22 protein-coding genes are annotated in these 14788 nt (G+C 54.5%); 11 read left to right on the top strand and 11 right to left on the bottom strand.

The window, feature by feature from the left end; translation table 11 throughout:
• The first annotated feature begins 114 nt into the window (after positions 1-114).
• Positions 115-891 (top strand): hypothetical protein, encoded by a 777-nt coding sequence (locus tag BMZ32_RS13605; RefSeq protein ID WP_090242851.1) that lies wholly within the window; start codon positions 115-117, stop codon positions 889-891.
• A gap of 110 nt (positions 892-1001) precedes the next feature.
• Here the strand turns inward: BMZ32_RS13605 and BMZ32_RS13610 are convergent, their stop codons facing one another.
• From BMZ32_RS13610 to BMZ32_RS13645, 8 genes are all read right to left on the bottom strand, one after another.
• On the bottom strand, positions 1002-1520 hold the full coding sequence (locus tag BMZ32_RS13610; protein ID WP_139213961.1) for a hypothetical protein: 519 nt from the start codon (positions 1518-1520) through the stop codon (positions 1002-1004).
• Positions 1521-1673: 153 nt separating this feature from the next.
• The gene (locus BMZ32_RS13615; RefSeq protein WP_090242856.1) at positions 1674-2321 is read right to left on the bottom strand and encodes a recombination protein NinG; all 648 of its coding nucleotides are present in this window, start codon (positions 2319-2321) and stop codon (positions 1674-1676) included.
• On the bottom strand, positions 2318-2905 hold the full coding sequence (locus tag BMZ32_RS13620) for a DUF1367 family protein (RefSeq protein WP_090242858.1): 588 nt from the start codon (positions 2903-2905) through the stop codon (positions 2318-2320). The genes BMZ32_RS13615 and BMZ32_RS13620 overlap by 4 nt, the downstream gene beginning before the upstream one ends.
• On the bottom strand, positions 2905-3708 hold the full coding sequence (locus tag BMZ32_RS13625) for an ATP-binding protein (RefSeq protein WP_090242859.1): 804 nt from the start codon (positions 3706-3708) through the stop codon (positions 2905-2907). Before BMZ32_RS13625 ends, BMZ32_RS13620 begins: the two co-directional genes overlap by 1 nt.
• The gene (locus tag BMZ32_RS19360) at positions 3695-4489 is read right to left on the bottom strand and encodes a helix-turn-helix domain-containing protein (protein ID WP_139213962.1); all 795 of its coding nucleotides are present in this window, start codon (positions 4487-4489) and stop codon (positions 3695-3697) included. The genes BMZ32_RS13625 and BMZ32_RS19360 overlap by 14 nt, the downstream gene beginning before the upstream one ends.
• On the bottom strand, positions 4486-4737 hold the full coding sequence (locus BMZ32_RS13635) for a helix-turn-helix domain-containing protein (RefSeq protein WP_090242861.1): 252 nt from the start codon (positions 4735-4737) through the stop codon (positions 4486-4488). Before BMZ32_RS13635 ends, BMZ32_RS19360 begins: the two co-directional genes overlap by 4 nt.
• Positions 4738-4808: 71 nt before the next feature.
• The gene (locus tag BMZ32_RS13640; RefSeq protein ID WP_090242863.1) at positions 4809-5102 is read right to left on the bottom strand and encodes a CII family transcriptional regulator; all 294 of its coding nucleotides are present in this window, start codon (positions 5100-5102) and stop codon (positions 4809-4811) included.
• Between the two features lie 75 nt (positions 5103-5177).
• Complete coding sequence (locus BMZ32_RS13645; RefSeq protein WP_090243073.1) at positions 5178-5372, bottom strand: Cro/CI family transcriptional regulator; 195 nt, start codon at positions 5370-5372, stop codon at positions 5178-5180.
• Positions 5373-5480: 108 nt separating this feature from the next.
• On the opposite strand from BMZ32_RS13645, the gene BMZ32_RS13650 reads away from it, so the two are divergent.
• The 9 genes from BMZ32_RS13650 (at position 5481) to BMZ32_RS13690 (ending at position 11200) form a co-directional block, all read left to right on the top strand.
• Complete coding sequence (locus BMZ32_RS13650) at positions 5481-6347, top strand: LexA family transcriptional regulator (RefSeq protein ID WP_090242865.1); 867 nt, start codon at positions 5481-5483, stop codon at positions 6345-6347.
• Between the two features lie 25 nt (positions 6348-6372).
• Entirely contained in the window at positions 6373-6651 is a 279-nt protein-coding gene (locus BMZ32_RS13655; protein ID WP_208598722.1) for a DUF5334 family protein, read from the top strand.
• 77 nt (positions 6652-6728) lie between these two features.
• A complete protein-coding gene (locus BMZ32_RS13660; RefSeq protein ID WP_094030732.1) occupies positions 6729-6863 on the top strand; it encodes a YHYH domain-containing protein in 135 nt (44 codons plus the stop codon).
• 191 nt (positions 6864-7054) lie between these two features.
• Complete coding sequence (locus BMZ32_RS13665) at positions 7055-7588, top strand: hypothetical protein (protein WP_090242867.1); 534 nt, start codon at positions 7055-7057, stop codon at positions 7586-7588.
• Positions 7589-7663: 75 nt separating this feature from the next.
• Positions 7664-8350, top strand: a complete 687-nt coding sequence (locus tag BMZ32_RS13670) for a thermonuclease family protein (RefSeq protein WP_244153977.1) — start codon at positions 7664-7666, stop codon at positions 8348-8350.
• 102 nt (positions 8351-8452) lie between these two features.
• Positions 8453-8947 (top strand): YecR family lipoprotein, encoded by a 495-nt coding sequence (gene yecR, locus BMZ32_RS13675; RefSeq protein WP_090242870.1) that lies wholly within the window; start codon positions 8453-8455, stop codon positions 8945-8947.
• A 68-nt stretch (positions 8948-9015) separates the two neighbouring features.
• Positions 9016-9351 (top strand): hypothetical protein, encoded by a 336-nt coding sequence (locus tag BMZ32_RS13680; protein WP_090242874.1) that lies wholly within the window; start codon positions 9016-9018, stop codon positions 9349-9351.
• A gap of 149 nt (positions 9352-9500) precedes the next feature.
• A complete protein-coding gene (locus BMZ32_RS13685) occupies positions 9501-10676 on the top strand; it encodes an ImmA/IrrE family metallo-endopeptidase (RefSeq protein WP_090242876.1) in 1176 nt (391 codons plus the stop codon).
• A complete protein-coding gene (locus BMZ32_RS13690; protein WP_090242879.1) occupies positions 10676-11200 on the top strand; it encodes a DUF4411 family protein in 525 nt (174 codons plus the stop codon). Before BMZ32_RS13685 ends, BMZ32_RS13690 begins: the two co-directional genes overlap by 1 nt.
• A gap of 183 nt (positions 11201-11383) precedes the next feature.
• On the opposite strand, the gene BMZ32_RS13695 is transcribed toward BMZ32_RS13690, so the two are convergent.
• Positions 11384-12127: a hypothetical protein gene (locus tag BMZ32_RS13695; RefSeq protein ID WP_090242881.1), complete on the bottom strand. Its 744-nt coding sequence runs from the start codon at positions 12125-12127 to the stop codon at positions 11384-11386.
• A gap of 143 nt (positions 12128-12270) precedes the next feature.
• On the opposite strand from BMZ32_RS13695, the gene BMZ32_RS13700 reads away from it, so the two are divergent.
• Positions 12271-12519, top strand: coding sequence for a DUF1654 domain-containing protein (locus BMZ32_RS13700; RefSeq protein ID WP_090242883.1), 249 nt, complete (start codon positions 12271-12273; stop codon positions 12517-12519).
• Between the two features lie 49 nt (positions 12520-12568).
• On the opposite strand, the gene BMZ32_RS13705 is transcribed toward BMZ32_RS13700, so the two are convergent.
• Together BMZ32_RS13705 and BMZ32_RS13710 are read right to left on the bottom strand one after the other, a co-directional pair.
• Entirely contained in the window at positions 12569-12877 is a 309-nt protein-coding gene (locus BMZ32_RS13705; protein ID WP_090242885.1) for a DUF1654 domain-containing protein, read from the bottom strand.
• A 707-nt stretch (positions 12878-13584) separates the two neighbouring features.
• Positions 13585-13896, bottom strand: coding sequence for a hypothetical protein (locus BMZ32_RS13710; protein WP_090242887.1), 312 nt, complete (start codon positions 13894-13896; stop codon positions 13585-13587).
• Positions 13897-14788 lie beyond the last annotated feature (892 nt).

A 14788-nucleotide genomic window follows, 5' to 3' on the forward strand; every position in this document is an offset into this window, starting at 1 on the left:
GGTTAGCTTTCGGTCGAGTAAGCATCGTCAACTGATCACCCATCATGCGGGCTGAAAGCGATCTGTCGCTACGCTAACATCAGGGCCTACCAAGGAATCTAATCAGGGCCGCGCATGGACTTCATCGCTTCACTTCTCAGCAGCACTACTGCTTTCTTTACATCGATCGACTACACACCACTCAAGCAGTTCGTTGACCTTAATGATGCTCGTAATCTCGCGGCTATCGTAGGTGTCATCATTACGGTTAATGCAGCCAGCAAGAAATGGGGTACTGCAGCGATTTACCAGGCGCAGATCGGGTACCAGATAAACCGACCAACCCGTATCACTAGCCTATCGCTGGCAAACCTCAAGGATAAGCCACTGATCATCTACCGCATTATTGCACGGTTCAACGAGAGCAAAACCTATGTGATCCTGCAGGAGTTCAAACCTCCACTTGTCATTGACGGGCTCAAAGCAACAACGCTTGACCCAGATGCGTTCTCTTCACTTGATGCCGAGAAAAATCCTTTCGACGACTTCGACGCGAAGATGGACATTATTCTGGTCACAGAAAGTACCGCCGTAAAATGTAAGCCAGCTAAGTCGCAAGAAAGTCTGACGCTGAAGCATATGAAGGGATTCACCCAAATCGGCAAGTCGACAAGGCTATTCAACAAAAAGGTCTATACCGCTCAGGCAGCTTACGCCCTCGTCTATCGGCACAAGGACACAGACTGCACAAGCTTTCTTCTCCACGGCGGTCACATCATTGATGAATGGCCATTCCGATATAACGCCATTTCCAGAGAAAGCATGAAAGACGAAACAAGCCTGCTCAATGCTTTACGTGACCTATCTGAACAGGTCGGAACGAAAATACACGCACAAAAACTCACTAGCTGACTCGCTCAGACAAGAAAGCCCGCACTAAGCGGGCTTCTTTCTACGCCGGATCATTCATTCGTGGCGAATGCACAGGAATGACGATGCCTTTCGGCGCCATCATGACCAACCTAGAACCCTGCCAGTCCTAGCTGCTCGTCACACCCCTTCCCCTTCAGCGCCGTCTTCACTGCGCGCAGCTCCCGGCGCAGGCTCTTGACCTGCAGCGACAAGTCAGCGGCAATCATCGCCACGTTACGGCTCTGCTCGATACCGACGGCCTGCATTGCTACACCCGCCAGCATTGCGGCCAGCATGCGGTCTTCTTTCGGAGTGAGCGTGAGCACGTCGTCGCCTATGTCGATCTTGACTGTACCGCACGGCAGGATCGTTTTGCTGATCACGCGGGCGGCGTCATGGACCTCGGCAGGGGCATAGATGCCACGGCGCACCCTGACAATCATGCCGGCATTAACGAGCGTGCCCACCCGGTCGTCGATGGTCGTCGCCGGCAGATCAAGCAGCTCGATCAGCGCTTCGCGGGTCACAATTTGCTCCAGCGCGTGCAGCTCTTGCACCGCCTCAAGCACGCGTCCGGTCGACGACTGGCTGCTCAGATCGGACGTTGCAACTATCCGGCTTGTAGTCATGCACACCCCCAAAATTTCATGCTGAATTTTACTACAACAACACCCTGCAAACCATTAATGACGGGGTTTACAGGGCTTTCGATGTCACTTGACCCAGTGCTGCTTGAGCCCACGCAGCCACCACGCCAAACAGGGCAATTCCGATTTGCGCAATCACTGGGCCGCCCTCTTCAGCTCGCGCTGCTTGGCGCGGTACTCGGCGGCAATCGCCTTCAGTTCTGGAATACTGTACTTGCGCGGCTCATGGTCAGCTTCCAGCGCCTCGACAGCAGCTAGACCAATGCGCTCGATCAGCCCGGCACGGAACCCGTTTTTGACTGACTCGCCCTTGCGCGCGTATTTGTTGGAGCCGCCGTTACAGCCCTTGCACTGCAGCCAGATGTTTTGCTCAACCAGGCGCAACTCAGGCCGCGCACCCTTGCTCAGGTAGTGGCCACCATCCCAGGCGCCGCCCGTCTTCCAGCCCTGCTCGGCTTGCACCTGGGCCTGGTCCTTGCCGCAACTCATGCAGCCACTGCCGAGGGATAGCTCTTCCAATCGCCGTGCGCCCTGCACGGCCTTGGTCGCCTCTTCGACGAACCAGCCGTAGCTCCTTAACGCCTCTTTGCGCACCTTGATTTCACGGCGCTCGCGCTGCTCGATAGCGATACGCGCCCTCTTCTGGTTCGCCGGCTGCTTTGCCTCGGCTATCGCGCACTTGGGGCTGCACACCGCTTGGCCAAGGCGTTGCGGTATGAACCTCTCCCCACACGCCGGGTTCTTGCAGTCCTTGGCCTTGGGCTGCTTAGTGGGCAGGCTCATGCAAAACTCCCAAACTGTTCAGCGGCAGCCATGGCATCGGTCTCGGTTTCAAAGTGCGCAGACAGAACCAGACGCCAGCAGGCGTTGAACACATCGCGGTAAAGCGGCTCGAAAGCCGTGTCATCCATGGCAGCCCAGCTGATCGACTTGGCCTCGCGCCGGATGCCTTCGGGTGTCTGCACCAGGTTGTAATGCCCGGCCTCGATGGTCACCCACTCGCGGAAAGCCTCACGGCTCTTGTCCACTGCCGGGAATCGTTCGGCGCGATCGGTCTCCAGCTTCTTCAGGTACTCCCCCACTGCTACCTGCAGCTGTCCTGGGCGCTGATTCAAGTCCTCGAAATACTTGGCCAGGCCTTGAATGCCTCGCAGCTCTTGGCGTGGGATCAAGCCGCCCTTGGGTTCCCAGTAGTCGTAGGCCAGGTCCAGCATGGAGAAGAACTTGCCGTGAAACTTGGCGTTGCGCATGCGGGTGAACTTGCCGTGAACCGTCTGTCCTGCCTTGAGTTTTTGCACCTGCTCGCGATCGGCTTCGGTCGCCGGTACCAGGCCGTGCGCAGTGCGGATTAGTGCTAACTCAGCCATTACAGGATGTCCTTACGGGCAGATGCCCAGTCGAATACCAGAACTATCCCGCTCGCCTCGCTCAGCCTGTCAAAACTACGCTCGCCAAGCACTTCACGCAGATCAGTAGGAAACAGATTGCTGATCACAATGGTTGGGCGCATCGCCTCGTAGCGTCCGTTGATCACAGTGAAAAGGGTTGCCTGCTCAAAGTCATTGGCTTTGGTCGCCCCCACTTCGTCGATGATCAACAAGTCTGGCTCTACCAGGCTGGCGAAAGCCTGCGCCTCGGTGTAATCGGAGTTGCGGTCATAGCTACCCTTGATGTACTGCAGTAGGCCGCTGACGGTGCGATAAACCGCTGTCATGCCAAGACGGTTAATCAAGTGGCGTGAAATGGCCGCAGACAGGTGAGTTTTTCCCGTACCGGGGTTTCCCAGCAGCGCCAGGCAACGTCCCGCAGCTGCATGCTCAGCAAAGTGCTGCGCATAAGCTCGGCACGCAGCCAGATTGGCTTCCTGTTGTTTGCTAGTGCAGTGGTACTCGGTGAATGACTTTTCGACAAACCGCTTGGGGATCATCGCTGCGCCCAGGCGCTGCTCGAGCTTCTTGCTCTTAGCCTTGGCTGCCTGCTCAAGTACCTCCCTGTCCTCACGCAGGCGGCGATCCTCTTCGGCGCAGGCCGGGCATCCACTTGGGTGATCAGTCTTGCTAGAGGTGACCGACACAAAGTCACCGTGCTGCTCGCAATTGCAGAGCTGCTTATCGATCACGCCGCAGAGATTGCGCTCGATGTCGCTGATATTCAGATCAAGCGAAACCATAGCTGCCGTCCTCCCTGGGTACTAGCCCTTCTGGCGCTGCGCTCGGCCCATGGGTAACGAGGCGGCGAGTTGGCTGCTGGCGGTGCGGCCTCTGGCTTCGCATCCATCGGCGCCAGGTTGCATGCCAGTCGAGCTTTGTTGCCTGGCTGCCAGTCTTCGCCGTCCAGTAGTCGCGAAAGTCTTCAGCGATGGCGAGCAATGCCTGCTGGTCAAACTCGGGGTGATTGGCTGCGCTCTGCTCGAGCCAGTCAGCAGGAATTGTCCAATCTGCAGCGAGGCGCGAACCCTTCGCGCTACTGATCTTTAGTTTATTGATGGTTAAAGGATGGTTAAAGGACGGATTGGGTGCAGCTGCTGCACCCCGCTCGGTCGTCAATTGCACCCCGTTCGTGCAAGGATTGCACCCCGCTGCTGCGTCAATTTCACCCCGTTCGGCACTACCGAGTGCAGCAGTTGCACCCCGCTCTGCTCCGGGTGCAGTAGCTGCACCCCGTTGCATAGCCAGGTCATAAACCACTGGGCGACGATCGTGGCGGTCGATATAAGCAGCTGCAATGGCCTGATTGCCAAGACTGATTACGCCAGCTTCGCGCAAGGCTTCCAGGGCGGTGCGAATGGTGCGAACAGAGAGCCCGGTGTCCTCGCTCAAACTGTTGGCCGAAGGGAATGCCGCCTTCCCGTTCTTGTCGGCATAGTTGGCCAGGCACAGCAGAACGTGACGCGCGGATGGCGTGGTAACGACGCGCTGCTCAAGCGCCCAGGTCATTGCCTGAACACTCATTGCACGGCACTCCGCATGCTGTACTCGGCTACCCTGACCTTCTTGCCGTCGCGGTTAATGACCGCCACCAAGGTGCGCTCAACCGCAAGCCCCGCGTTGATCAGGTCGTTGATACGGGCGGCCAGGCGAAAGCAGCCAAACGCATCAAGCGCCTCGATGGCCGTTATCGTCTTACCGGTTTCCAGGTGTCGCCTTATGGCTGCGCACTGACTGCTGCTGGTATTGCTGTTTGGGTTATCGTTAGCCATAATTCCTGCCTGATTGTTGTAACGAACTAGGCGCCCTGTCCGGCGCCTTTTTTGTGCCTGCGATTCAGCCGCTACTCTTCCCACTCCAGTTCCTGACTCAGGCACGGCTGCTTCAGGCCGATCTGCGCCAATGCGCGTAAATGCTCCACGTATTCAGGGTCAAAGCACTTCATGCCAACCGGCACGACCTTTAGGCCCAGGTGCGCGAGCATTTCGGCAGTCTTGGCCAGGTGGCCGTCTGACTTCTGCCGGCTGACTAGGCTTTCACTTACGCCCATCAAGTCAGCCAGGCGCGCCTGCCCAAGGCTTGCAAGTGCCTTCAAGATGGCCGCTTCGTTCTTGCGTGCTTTGTCGGTGGTGATCATCTTTAATGGCCTCAAGCAGGCTGATTGGCTGCTTTTTAGGTGAATCTGTTTTCACTGGAGCGGCTAAGCGTCGGACTAACTTGGTGCAACCTGGTGTGGGAACGGCCTGATTTCTGTTGCGGTCAGGGAGCCGTCCGGATGCTCGGTAACGAAAATCTCGCGCTTGGCTTTTAGCGCCTTGGTAATCGCGGGGGCGCTCACGCCAAGCCCTTTGGCCACCGCCGCCTGGCCGAGCCGAACAACAACGTCTTTCAACACTACTTTCTTCATTTCATGCCTCGGGAGCAGGTCCATTAACGCCAATATTAACCGGCGGTTATTCTTGTGGCAATACCGGCGGTTGCTGTCAATTAATTAACCTCCGGTTAAATTCAGCCAATGAGTAAAAAGAAAGATCTATCCCCAGCCCTGAAAGCTGAGTGCGACGCGGCCAAAGCCCTTTTCACCTCTCGGAAAAATGCCCTGGGACTGACTCAGGCCAAGATCGCGGAGGCGGCCGATATTTCACCAGCCGCCGTGGCGATGTACCTGAATGGCCAGAACCCGCTGAACGCGAAATTTGCTGCTGTCCTATCGCGCCTTATTGGCGAGCCGGTTGAAAAGTTCAGCCCGCGACTGGCAACTGAGCTCAAGCAAATGCAGAGCGCGCCTTCGTCGCAAAACGCTGGCGCTGCCGACAAAGTCCGTCAGATGCTAGACAAGGTAGGGAAAAGCCTGACAGACGATGCGCGTCAGCAAATTATCCGCGCAGCCTCGGAGGGGGCTGATCATGGCAACTCCAACGTAATCACTGGCGACTTCCGCCGCACCGGCATGGTCGGCGATGAAATTCGCATCGCGCACTATGACGTCCAGGGCGCGATGGGGAATGGCAAGCTCGTCCACGATTTTCCGGAAATGTTCCGCGACGTGACAGTGAGCCAGCAGCACCTGAAAGAGCTTGGCGTAAAGTACCAAGACCCTGCGCACCTAAAGCTGATCACCGGCGACGGCCAGTCCATGGAGCCGACGATTCAGGACAAAGACCCGCTTATCGCGGACGCCAGCATTCGTGAGTTTACCGGTGACGGCATCTACGCTTTTGTTTGGCAGGGGCTTTTTTACATCAAGCGGTTGCAGATCAAAGACTCAGATCACTTCAAAATGATCTCTGACAACAAGCATCACGACCCCGAAATAATCAGGATCGATGAAACGTACATCCAGGCAAGGATTCTGCTGGTTTGGAATGCCCAAAAGCTCTAACCATCGTCACGACAAGGAAGACGTCATGAATGCTCGAATCACTACCCTGGCACTTTTACTGGCAGCCTTGTCACCCTGTGTTGCCATGGCCTGGGATGGATACGACGATCAGTCAGGATCATCAGTAGAAATTGATCAAGGCAACTTGGTCCGGCCTGGCGAAACCATCGAGTTATATGACTATGGCACTAGTGAATACCGTGATGTTCAGGTTGAGTCAGTCGAGCGCAATGGCTCATCAGTTGAAGTCGAGGTATACGACTACGACAGTGGCGAGTACCGCACGCTAGATATGGAAGACTAAAGCAACTTAATGCAGTCGGGCCCGCTTCGGCGTAGCGCAACCCCAGGTTAAACTAGCGCCAAAAATGAGGGATCATCATGAAGAGTCTAGTCGCAATCATAATCAGCGCCGTGCTCGCTGCAAGCTCGGCAACAGTCTTTGCCCACAGCGGTGGAACCGACTCAAAAGGCTGCCACCGCAATCATAAAACGGGTGATTACCACTGCCATTAAATGAAGTAGCTCCTTGGCCATTGGCTAAGGAGCTATTTGCTGCACAAGGTGTGCGTCCATATTAGTTACCCTCTACCGGCCACTGCTTGGCCGGGTGTTCTGGCGCTCCACCGCCCGCCATCGGCGCGGGCAGAACATTGCAAAATAGATACGACTAAGTACAAATTGAACGACTGGCAAGGAACGCTGCAATGATCTGGGACGCTTTATCTACTTTAATTGGCCTGGCTGTTCTGGCATGGGCTTATGGCTCCGCTGGGGAACTACACCGCGCTAACTTCAGGCAGTGGATTGCTGGGCATTTTGAGCGAGCCAAACCCATCTCCCTGAAACTGCTGATCCGCACGGGTTTTGTGCTGACAGGCACACTGACAGCTACCATTGTGTACTTCTCAGGCCTTGAGATTTACAAATTCCAGACAAGCCTGGAACCACTTGCCAGAAAAGAAGTATTTACGCTTCTCGTAAACGTATTCAATTTACTCGCCTACTCAGTAGCATCTTTTGCACTCTTTTTAACCTTACTCAAACCTGTGCGTCCTGCCAGAGTTCCCCTGATCCTCACCGAAGGTCAGCCCATCACGATAAGCCTACGCGCCGAACCTGATATAGAGGCCTTCAAGGAGGCTATGAAGAAGGGCATTACAATGACAATCGGTGTTGAGAACGGCGAGCTGTACATCGACGCACAAAATCTGGACGGCTTTTCTTTCACCAAGTCCTGACTGATCACACATGGAGGCATCGTAGATGGCTCCTGTTAGCTTTAACCGCCACAAGGCCATAGATAAGGACATCGCGTGCGGTCACTGATTATCTCTTTTCTGCTTGCTGTGCTTTTCCCATCACTGGCTTCAGCCGAGCAAATCAGCTGCAAGGTTGTGGGCATCAGTGACGGAGACACCCTCACCTGCCTTGCATCCGGCAATAAGCAGATCAAGGTTCGGCTGGCAGAGATTGATGCGCCTGAGTCCAAGCAGCCATATGGTGCACAGTCGAAACGAATCCTTTCCGACCTTGTTTTCGGCAAGCTGGTTGTCTTGAGCATTCAAGATACAGACCGCTACGGCAGGACCGTAGCTCGCGTGCAATCGGCAGGTGTCGACGTCAATTATGAGCTGGTAGCGCGCGGGGCTGCGTGGGCTTATACGAAGTACCTCAAAGACCAAAAATTACAGGACGCCCAGACCTTAGCAGGGAACATGGAGAAAGGCCTTTGGGCACTTCCCGATAGTTCCAGGGTTGCTCCGTGGGACTGGCGAGCAGGTGAAAGAACAGCTAGTGCACCCAAAGCAGAGCCTACCCGCACTTCGTCCTTTCCTAAACTTGGGAATGCGACTGGTGATGGCGGATTTTCATGCAGCACGATTAAACACTGCTCGCAAATGAGCGGTTGTGCTGAGGCCATGCATCAGTTGCGAGTCTGCAGAAACCCGCAAATTGACGGTGATCGTGATGGGGTACCCTGCGAAGCGATTTGCAGATGAGCACTTAATTTACTGGGGCGATGCGGAGAAGACTCTGGCTTTTTCCCGATTTTCGACAGTGAACATAAATCCAAAAATGAACAACAAAACAAGGAAGTAGAAATGCTAACTGCCAAACAATTACTGGCTCTCGTCGCTGTCGTAGCTACCCTTTCTGGCTGCGCCACCAAGAAAGACTTCTATGCCACGGGTGGCAGTCGCGCTGATGGCTCCGTGGACATGGCTCATGACTTCGCCCAATTCGAGAAGCCGGTCATCGACATTGCCCAAGCGCAAAGCATCGCCAAATCCAAGTGCCGAGTGTGGGGTTACAGTGACGCTGAAGCATTCGGTGGCAAACAACTGAAGTGTCACCAATCCAATGGTTACGGCACCTGTATTGCTGGCCAAGTTATCTACAAATATCAGTGCCTCGGCGACCTGGGCGCGGCGCCACAGTTTCAACCATCAGCAGCACCGCTATCCGCCACGCCTGCAGCCGCTGGCAGCATGGGTAAAGGCGAATGGCAGCAAAACCAACTCAATGAACTCAACCAAACAACAGGCTTGACCTATGAGGAGTACCAAAAAAGGTACAAGGCAATCATGGGTCAGTAGTGAGCTTCCTATCTAGAAGCCTTACGCCAGGCCAGGCAATCCGCATCAGCGTGAATGAGGACGCGGATATGGCCGAGCTGGAGCATCGGATGCAGGTCGACGGCATCCGTATCCGCGTGGCCTCCCACAAGTCCAGCCGTACCAAAATCAATACGCGCGCACCCTCTGGCATAACTCCAGAGTTTATTGGCGAGGCCAACCTGCAAGGCAGTCTGGCGCTGAACCGCGCCTGCAGCGAAGAGATAGTAATCACCATTAAGCCAGGTGCTGTGCCGGCTGATGCAATGGCAGCGCTCGTAAAGAGTGGCGTGCTTGTTGGGCTCGCAGATAGCCATAGCGTCCAGGCGGCCTTAAGGATTAAAGCACCGAGGGATTTGCTGGTGTTGCGGCAAGAGCTAACATGAAAATGAGGAGTTATCGGGGATACTGTACGAGCCGAGATGGAATAGTCGCGACGCTTGAGATAGACGGTAGATTGAGCCAGTATCCTGTGCAGCCTGCCGCTGTGATAATGGACGATGAATAAATGAAGACGGAGCTGATGCGGTGATGTATGCCGGGAATTAACCCAGAGCTGCTCGTATGGGCACGAGAGACTGCCGGCCTTACTCGAGAGAAGGCTGCCAAAGCTCTATCTATCGGTGGGAGCAAGGTTCCTGCCTTCGAAATGCTGAGACGCTACGAGGAAGGCGAGAAGGAAGTTTCTAGAGCTCTTCTCGTAAAGATGGCCGGCGTGTATCGCCGCCCTCTTCTCGTTTTCTATCTGCCATCTCCGCCTGCCCGAGCTGAGCGAGGTGAAGACTTCCGCACCCTTCCTGATGAGCTCAGGATCGAAAGCAAGGGAAGCCTCGATGCGCTAGTACGCGATATTTATGTGCGGCAAGACCTTATAAAAAATGTCCTTCAAGACATTGAAGAGGCCTTTCCTCGTGATTATGTTGGAAGTGTAAAGCCTGACTTAGAACCCGCTTCCGCCTCTCTACGCCTTGGCGAGCTTATCGGATTCGACATCAATCAATTTAGACGCTTCGGAAAAACTGAAGAAGCGTTTTCTTACCTGAGAAAACTGATAGAAGCAAAAGGTACTTTCGTACTTTTAATTGGGAACCTTGGCAGCCATCATACAAATATACCTGTCGAGGCATTTAGAGGTTTTGCGCTGTCTGACAAGATCGCACCATTCATAGTTATAAATGATCAGGACGCTCCTTCCGCGAGATCCTTTACACTTCTTCATGAGTTTGCCCACATATTGATCGGCGTAACAGGCTTGAGTGGGAGTCGTGCAGAGCAGGCAATAGAACGGTATTGCAATGATATCGCCAGCCTATTATTGCTGCCGCCCGGTGACTTAAGCAAAGAGAACTGGCACGCAGAAAACATTGAAGTTCTTACTCGTAAAATTTCGGGTTTCGCAAGAAGCATAAACGTAAGCGGCTCCTTGGTCGCATATCGATTGCTCACTGCCGGCATGATTCAAGCGGATACATGGAATCTTCTTTCTCAGAAGTTCCGAGAATTATGGGTGGCGCAGAAGGCGGCCGATAAAGAAGGTCGTGATGGATCTAGCGGCCCGAGCTATTACGTTGTTCGTAGGCACAAGCTCGGCGGGGCCATCGTGGACCTAGTTCAGAGAACGATGCGCGAAGGCGCATTGACTGCCACAAAGGCCGGAAGAGTACTGGGCGTAAAGCCCGCCAATGTCTATAACTTGGTTGGCACATTATAATGGCACTTGATAGGAAGCTTTACCTGCTGGATGCAAACACGCTAATCACATCAAACGGCGTTTATTATCCGCAAACAATGGTCCCAGAACTTTGGTCATGGCTTTTGCACCAAAGCAAAATCGGCCGCATCAAGATGCCGATCGAGATATACGAAGAAATCCTGGCAGGGAAAGAAGATATTTTAACTAACTGGCTTAAAAAACCGGAGGTTAAAGAAAATCTCATACTTCAAGAGGATGCAGACCCTGTAGGCGTAGCTCATGTCACCTTCAATGGATATGCGGCAGACTTGAATGAAAACGAACTCGCATATATAGGGCGAGATCCATTCTTAATATCATACGCTCTGTCCAGCCATATAGATCGATGCGTAGTGTCTCTTGAGACATCTAAGCCTACAGCTCAAAGGCAGAATAGAAAGGTACCTGATGTGTGCAAGGCTTTGGGGGCGCAGTGTTGTGATGTATTTAGTATGATGCGCGCGCTCGACTTCAAAACTGGGTGGGACAAAATCAAGTTATAGCCAAAACGCTTATTGAGCCCCGTCACCCCACGGGGCTTTTCATTTCCGGCCTACACTTTTACCTCTACCCAGGAGGTATCCATGGCCAACCTCGCTCTGCTCCATCGTTGCACTACAAAGCCAGCTAACACTCAAAGCACCAGCACTGCCAATTGCGCTTGAAAAACAGCAGCGCGCCTACGCTCACCCAAGCATCTGCCTTTGATCGACAATATCATTGGCCTGCCGAACAACATGCACGAAGTTCCAATCCTGCAGTTCCTCTCCAGGAGTAAGGCGCGTGACACGCTGCTGTGGATCGGACGGTATTCTGTCGCCCCAAACAGCTTCAACAAGCAGCCCCTTTTTCCTAAGGCCTCGAGTAAGGGCGAAACGATCATCGCTGGCTATTTCTTCTGCCAGCAGCCTGAAGAAAGCGACGAGGTCGGCCGCTTCGCGGGCTGATCGCGCCTCAAACCGCTCTTCATGTCCTTCGATAAAATCCTCGAGCAAGACCACAAGAGCTGCATGCCACTCGGCATATACAACACAAGCGCGTGTTAACCCCTCCTTGGAATATGCGTAGATCACCCGATAAGGCTGGCCTGCCCGCACCATATCGGTCGATTGGATGACCTTCAGGCACTCTGCAGCAGTAGGAGCAACCATGTTCCTTCGGTTAATCGACGCGGCTCGTCCTCCAGCCGAAATTATCTCTGCACGAATTAGCTCATCAGGGTCAAATTTCTCCATGTTACGAAAGACAATGCTCGGCCGATCCACGCTCAAGGCAACAGCCATAGCCTCCGGATCAAGGTACACCCTGCATCCATCGGAAAAGCTGATCAGCTCTGCATCCAAGCATCTAGCATTTATGGCGCTGATTGCGATCGCCACTGGACGTGTAGCGGACTCAATACCTTGCTTCTCGAATGCCTCAACGACCATCGTCACTCCCTAAACATCCGAAAATACTCGTCCATTTGTATGCCTTGAATAAATCCAAATCGATCAAGCCAGTACCTAGCGATCTTGTCAAATTGCACCGACTGAAATACTGTATACACATACAGTTAAATTAGGTATTCGGTATGGCTAAAGCTGCCCTCACCCCTAAAGTGCCCAGCCCTTACGAAGTAATGGGAGCGCGCATCCAGAAGATCATCAACTCCCCTGCCGCTCAAAAGGCCAAGCACGCCCTACTCCATCGGCTACCCGATGAGCCGGAAGCGGCATGGGCGCAAATCCTCGAAGAGATTGGTGAAACCGACAACGTGACAGTCGCCCACCGCGATGACGGCGGGGTCGAACTCTTCTGGGTCGTACCGAAAGAAGACTGATCAGCACAGAACATCGAGCCCGCCACTGAGCGGGCTTTTTTGTGGGCCATCAAAAAGGCGCAGCCTCCTCCGGAGCTACCTCTTCAACATCCGCCACCCGACCATCATCGGCCAGCACATCCCAGCGCACGATAACGTCACCATCGTCCGCAAACTCTAAATGCAGGCCGTCTGTCTCCCCTAGTAACTCCATCACGCCATCCCACGCTTCATCCGTGTCTGTGTCCAGTCGGTGAATCCTCGCCTGGCGCTCTAGCTGCGCCTTGGGCGAACCGATCATCGCGGACACCCGCAGCCCCAGCTTCTCCAGCCCGGTCATCTCTCGCGGTTCTTGTTGCTGCGTTTTCTTCCTAGCCATTCAAAACTCCAGTACTGGATATGCATACAGCAAAGAAGAATCATAGCCGCTTCTTTCCGAAAAATAATTAACCGCCGGTATTGACCAGCAATATACCGCCGGTTAATGTTACTCCATCGCCGGCCAACACCGGCAGCAACAAAGGCAGCAATGCCTCGGGCAACCGGAACGCTCTTTAAAAACTTGATGGACGCCGAGCTGGCCGATGCATAGCCAGCGGACGTACCGCGCAACGGTACGCAGCGATTCGACCTTATGTCGGCGCTGGGCATAGGAGACCTCATTCGGAGGGCGTGGCTGGAGAGGCTGCGTGGTGTTTAGTAGGTGTATGGCTTATGGGGCCTCGACCCCTTGTCGCACTGAATGGCACTGACGGGAAAGCGACCGTTGGCCTATGCAATGAACAGAGATTACCTGCCCGCTACATGCGGGCAGGATGCTCTCCAGAAGGCCTTGAAAAGGGCTTTGCGGAAAGCGTCACTTTCGGCGATTAGAACCTGGTGCTCCACCTGAAACAGGGTGGCGGGGTTTTCGATAGCCGGATATTGAATGCAACTCTTCGCGCTTGATGCGCTGCTCCATGGCATATATTTCGAGGGCTAGGCCTGCCCCCCTACCTGATGGCATCTCATCTAAATCCCGCTTCATTTTCAGCAGGACTCGCTTCAGTCGCTCAATCATTTGAGTGTGTGTTTCTGGCGGCTTACTCATTTGTGCTTGCCGCCGCCTGGAGAGCCGCCGCGAAAGACCTGGGTTTCCGAATAGAGCGTATCGCCTCGCCCCGGCTTGTAGCGGGTCTTTCGCTCATTGCGGCATCCGTCGCACATGATCGGCGGATTTACCCAGTCGGCCTTGTACCAGACCTTAACGGCCTTACAAAACCGGCAGGTCTTTTCTAGCCACCCGGTCTTTGACTTGGGTATCTCGCTAGCAACGTGAGGCGTTGGAACGGGTGACGGGCTCGCCATTTCCATTGCGTTTTTTAGCTGCATGAGCACAGCGAGGTTCTTTACATCCATGTCGAAAGCCTCTTATTTCGCCTTACCACGAGATTATCAGCGAGCAAATAGAACGACCAGCGCCCGTGACGTTGACAGACAGGGAAATCGAGGCGAAGCGCGTAGTGAAGAGAACTATCGAGGATTTCTCGGTAGTTCGGAAACACCAAATTTTCACTGATGCGCCTAGGCAACAGGGCGCATTGGGAAAACAACCGGAGCAATGAACATGCAAGCGTACTGGCTGAAATTTGAAGGTAGACCGCCCGGCTGCGTTGAGGCAGCGAGCGAAGAAGACGCAAAGCGTATTGGCGCCGAATCGATGGGCGCAGCGGTGCTGGAGTGCGATCGCCTCCCTTACCCGGCTAACCCGCGAATCAACACACATATCTACCGAGAGGGTGTTACCTGCCCTTCCTTTTGCTTTCGTCCAGAGCAGTGCAAAGGCAAGACATGCTGTCCTCAGCGCCGATCCTGTGACGATTAACCAATCCCGTAACACGACCGGGACGCCGCCGGGCAACGCATGAAGCAGCACCCGGTAATAAGCAGGCTTGCCGCCTGGGCATAAGGCACCGATACAGCGCGAGTTGCTATCGGGGCGCTCACCTTCCGCCCCTTGGATAAGGGCGTTGCACGCTGATCCGGCGAGCAGCAGCAGAGGGTGCTCGCCCCGATGCCAATTCCGGCATCACAACCAGTTAAACGCTTTGTCGCGATTACTGGGCAGGCTCGCCGGGAGGCGACACACACATCGTGCCAGGTAACGCAGGAGCGAAGCCGCCAGCGATCTAGCGCAAAGGCCAGCCGGAATAGGCGCAAGCCGGCACCCACCCTACCCGTACCCATAAGCAGGCAACCAGGCCAAACCTTTGCGGAAAGTCTGAGGCTTGGCGCGCCTGACTTATGGGTA

The sequence above is a fragment of the Pseudomonas guineae genome, from assembly GCF_900113745.1.
GTDB lineage: Bacteria > Pseudomonadota > Gammaproteobacteria > Pseudomonadales > Pseudomonadaceae > Aquipseudomonas > Aquipseudomonas guineae.